The organism is Nitrospirota bacterium, assembly GCA_035516965.1.
GTDB lineage: Bacteria > Nitrospirota > UBA9217 > UBA9217 > UBA9217 > MHEA01.
Window position 1 is genome coordinate 1 of sequence record DATIZR010000071.1, and the last position, 4,887, is coordinate 4,887.

Here is a 4,887-nt window from a genome sequence, read left to right on the forward strand (position 1 = left end):
GTAATGGATCTGGTCCCCGCCGAAGACCACGAAGTTCAGCTTCGGCAGGCGGCCGAGCTGGCGCAGGGCATCGATGAACAGGGGCACGCTCTTCTCCCGGTACTGCCACGTGCTGTCGCCTTTCACGTCGAGATGGAGGTCCGTAAGGTGGGCAAAATTGAACTTGGGAACCTCAACAGCCTCGGCAAACGGCACGAACAGATCTGTTGCGGCATTCATTCCCGCCAGCGCCGCTCCGGCAAGAGCAGCACCCTTCAAAAAATCACGCCTCTTCATCTTCCTGACACCTCGTAGAGCCCTTCCGCCTTTCGGCGAGTCGTTTTCAAGCAGTGGTAAAAATGACATAGAATAGCCATGATGTCAAGGGCAAAGAGGATATTGCCCGCCACTCGATACGCGTCACTTGTCTTTCGCCACTCGTCTCTGGTTTCTCCTGTGTAATCCCAAAATGATAATGTCCTAATTCGCCAAAATAGAAATGTCCTATTCCCAGTTACAATGCTCGACCATTGAGGGAGGGCATTGTGGCAGAACAGGACATGATCAGGATGAGTAGAAGAGAAGTAAAACGTCTGCATATTATCCGTGAAGCATTGGATGAGCAGATCACACAGACAGAAGCCGCAAGGCTTATAGATATCAGTGACCGTCAGATACGGAGGATGATCAAGCGGATCCGGGAAGAAGGTGACGAAGGTATATGCCACCGGTCCAGGGGTAAGGCATCGAACCGCCGGATTCCCAAGACGGTCAAGGAGCGGGTTCTGAAGCTCTTCCGGAAAGAGTATCATGATTTCAACATGGCCCATGCCACAGAGAAGCTTTTCGAGGTACACGGGATCACCATAAACGATGAAACGCTGCGGTTATGGCTGAACGAGGCGGCGATACCCTACAAGAAGCGCAAGGTGAGGAAACATCGTCAGCGGCGGGAGCGGAAGGCCCATTTCGGTGAGATGGTCCAGCTAGACGGCTCCCATCATGACTGGTTCGAGGGCCGTGGTCCGGTCTGTGTGTTCATGGGATACATTGACGACGCTACAAACACTGTACACGGCCGTTTTTATGACTACGAAGGCACCATGCCTGCCATGGACAGCATGAAACGGTATATAAAGCGCTATGGCATCCCCAAGAGCGTCTACTTGGACAAGCACACTACGTATAAGTCCTGGGCTGAGCCGACCATCGAGGAGCAGCTTAACGACCAGAAGCCCATGAGTCATTTTGAAAAGAGCCTGGCAGCTCTGGACATCGAGGTCATCCATGCCAATTCGCCCCAAGCCAAAGGCAGGGTGGAGCGGCTCTTTAAGACCCTTCAGGACCGGCTGGTAAGAGAGATGCGACTTCTGGGGGTCAAAAGCGTTGAGGAGGCAAACGCGTTCTTGGAGGACTATCTGCCGAAGTACAACAGGAGGTTCGCGAAACCGGCTGCATCTGAAGCAGATTTGCACCGGGCCGCATTGCACAGTAGAGAGCTCGACCGTATTCTCTGCGTCAAAGAAGAGCGCACGGTTAAGAACGACTTCACCATCGCTCATAATGGCACCTTTTATCAGCTTGAGCAGGCGACACGGGCAAAGAAGGTAACGGTGGAAGAGCGGCTTGATGGCAGCCTGCATATAAGCTACAAAGGACAGGACCTGCGTTACCGGGAAATCACGAAGCAACCGACCGATACAGCGGAAGCGCGGCTTTTGCTTAGACAGAGAAAGCCATGGACTCCTCCAGTCGATCACCCTTGGAAGACGCTTTTTCTATCAAAGAGAAGAAGAAAGGAACGGATAGCCGCTGCTCCCTAAAACCGGACATTTCTATTTTGGTAATAATAGGACATTTCTACTTTGGCTTGACATCTCTGGTTTCTCCTGTTGAAATCACCCATAACCTGTGCTATGGTACAGCCATGAAAGAGCTGCTCCGAAAGCTGCCCGCCGTGGATGAGATTCTGAAGGAACCGCGCACGCAGCAGTGGCTTGATGCCTATCCTCGCGTCCTCGTGCTGACCGCCATCCGCACAGTGCTCGACCGCAAGCGGACCCAGATCCTGGAGGGCGGCAATGCAAAATCCCTCGACGACAGAAGTCTCTCCCCTGCCGCGATCCTGGATGAAGCGGAGCCTGTGCTCAAGCATCTCTCCGAGCCGAGCCTGAAGAGCGTCATCAACGCCACGGGCGTCGTGGTCCATACCAATCTGGGCCGCTCCATCCTGTCCGAGCAGGCGATTCAGCGGGTCGTCGAGGCTGCCCGTTCCTACTCCAACCTGGAGTACGACCTCCAGGCGGGCGAACGGGGCAAGCGGCACGTGCACGTAGAGGGCATGCTGAAGCGGCTCACCGGCGTCGAAGCCGCAACAGCCGTGAACAACAACGCTGCCGCGGTGCTGCTCTGCTTGAACACCATCGCCCGCGGCAAAGAGGTGATCGTGTCGCGAGGCGAGCTCGTCGAGATCGGGGGCTCCTTCCGCGTGCCCGACGTCATGGCGCGAAGCGGAGCCGTGCTGCGCGAGGTCGGCACCACGAACAAGACCCACCTCAAGGACTACGAGCAGGCGATCAACGAGAACACCGGGCTGATCCTGAAGGTCCATACCAGCAACTACAAGATCGTGGGCTTCACCAAGGAGGTCGAAGCCGCGGACCTGGTGAAGCTCGGCAGGAAGCACAAGCTGCCGGTCATGTGGGACCTGGGAAGCGGCAGCTTCATCGACCTCTCCACCTACGGCGCGGGCAGCGAGCCCACGGTGCAGCAGGCCGTTGACTCCGGCGTGGACGTGCTCACCTTCAGCGGCGACAAACTCCTGGGCGGGCCGCAGGCCGGCATGATCCTGGGGAAAAAGGCCTGGCTCGATCCCATCCGCTCGAACCCCCTCGCCCGCGCGCTGCGCATCGACAAGCTGACCATGGCCGCCCTGGACGCCACGCTCCACCAGTATCTGGATCCCGAAAAGGCGAGCCGCGATGTCCCGACGCTCTGGATGCTGACCCAGCCGCTGTCCGAGATCGAGCGCAAGGCGGACATGCTGGCCTCCGGTCTGAAAAAAATCGGCGATACGCTGCTTGCGGTATCGATTCAGGACGACACGTCCCAGAGCGGCGGGGGCGCGCTTCCCACAGGCATCTTCCCGACCAAGACCGTCTGCATCCGCCACGAGCGCCTGAGCGCGAACAAGATCGAGACCGGCCTCCGCCTGAACACGCCGCACGTCATCGCGCGGATCAGGGAGGGCATGGTCGTGTTCGACCCGCGCACGCTGAACGACAACGAGATCGAACAGATCGTGGAAGCAGTGAAGCGTGTCGTAGCCACGGATAAACACGGTTAAAGCCATAACAAAACCAAAAATTCCGAATGGGACGCAGATAACATCTGGAACGACGGATACGGCAAAGGCGAACAGGGATCAACACACAGGACTTTAAGGTTTTTATCTTTATCCGCTCCTTCTGCGTCATCTGCGTCCAATATCTCGCATCCGGTTCTGCGGTTCTTCATTCCGCATTCTGGACTCCCCATTCCGCACTGATCCTATGAAATACATCATTCTCGGCACTGCCGGACATATCGACCACGGGAAATCGAGCCTCGTGAAGGCCCTGACCGGCACGGACCCTGACCGGCTCAAGGAAGAGAAAGAACGCGGCATCACGCTCGACCTCGGGTTCGCGTCGCTCGACATCCCCGGCGGTCATCGCATGGGCATCGTGGACGTGCCCGGCCACGAGGGCCTGATCAAAAACATGCTGGCGGGCGTGGGCGGCATGGACATCGTGATGCTCGTGATCGCGGCGGACGAGGGCATCATGCCCCAGACGCGCGAACACCTCGCCATCTGCGACCTGCTGCATGTGAAGAAGGGGCTCATCGTCCTCACCAAGATGGACATGGTGGACAAGGACTGGCTCGCCCTTGTCCAGGACGAAGTGCGCGATTTCGTCAAGGGAACCTTCCTCGAAAAGTCTCCTATCCTCGCGGTCTCTTCAAAGACCGGCGAGAACCTTCCCGGGCTCATCCAGGCCCTGGCCAAGCTCGCCAACGAAGTCGCTCCCAAATCGTCGAACGGCATCCTCCGGCTTCCCATCGACCGGGTCTTCACCATGAAGGGTTTCGGCACGGTGATCACGGGTACGCTCCTGTCGGGCGTGATCAGCACGGAGCAGGAGGTCGAGGTCCTGCCGCGCTCGATCAGGACCAGGGTCCGCGGCATCCAGTCCCACAACCAGGCGGTGCAGCGCGCCGTGGCCGGCCAGCGCACGGCCGTGAACCTGCAGGGCGTCGAGAAGGACCAGCTCTCGCGCGGGGACACCATCGTGAGCGCCGGTTTCTTCCAAGCGACGAGGACGCTCGACGCAAAGCTCGAGCTCCTGCAGCAGGCCCCCCGCGGACTCAAGACCGGATCGCGCATCCGCTTCTACAACACGACGCAGGAAGCGCTCGGCAGGCTGACCGTGCTCGGGTCGAGCGAGCTTGCGCCCGGGCAGGAGGGCTTCGTCCAGATCAGGCTCGAACAGCCCGTGATCATCCAGCACGGCGACCGGTTCATCCTGCGCTTTTACTCTCCCATGGAAACCCTGGGCGGCGGCATGGTGCTGAACCCCCACCCGCGCAGGCACAAGCAGGCGGCCATGCAGGAGTCGCTCAAGAACCTTGGCACGCTCGAGAAAGGGACGCGGGAAGAGGCGCTCGCCCTGTTCATCGCGGGCAGGGGCCTTGCTGGCATGGAGGAGAATGAACTGATCGGGGTCACGGCTGCGGACAAGCAGGAAATTACCCAGGCGCTGGCATCGCTCGTCCAGAAGAAAGCAGTGCTGCGCGTGGACAACCTCTACGTTCACGCGTCCCATCCCGCCGCGCTCGAGAAAACCTGCGTGGACCTCGTCAAACAGT

The 4,887-nt window shown here is 58.8% G+C and carries 4 protein-coding genes; 3 read left to right on the plus strand and 1 reads right to left on the minus strand.

Features of this window, described 5'->3' with window-relative positions; translation table 11 throughout:
• A partial coding sequence (locus VL197_11430; protein HUJ18591.1) for a twin-arginine translocation signal domain-containing protein occupies positions 1-276 on the minus strand: 276 nt, incomplete at its 3' end.
• 248 nt (positions 277-524) lie between these two features.
• Between VL197_11430 and VL197_11435 the strand changes: the two genes are divergently transcribed.
• From VL197_11435 to selB, 3 genes are all read left to right on the plus strand, one after another.
• Entirely contained in the window at positions 525-1,802 is a 1,278-nt protein-coding gene (locus VL197_11435) for an ISNCY family transposase (protein ID HUJ18592.1), read from the plus strand.
• Positions 1,803-1,906: 104 nt separating this feature from the next.
• Entirely contained in the window at positions 1,907-3,325 is a 1,419-nt protein-coding gene (selA, locus tag VL197_11440) for an L-seryl-tRNA(Sec) selenium transferase (protein HUJ18593.1), read from the plus strand.
• Positions 3,326-3,530: 205 nt separating this feature from the next.
• The coding region (selB, locus tag VL197_11445) for a selenocysteine-specific translation elongation factor (GenBank protein HUJ18594.1) at positions 3,531-4,887 on the plus strand (1,357 nt) is incomplete at its 3' end.

Bases quoted from the DNA above. Each gene is read 5' to 3' on its own strand.
- selA (HUJ18593.1), top strand. From the start codon at position 1,907: ATGAAAGAGCTGCTCCGAAAGCTGCCCGCCGTGGATGAGATTCTGAAG.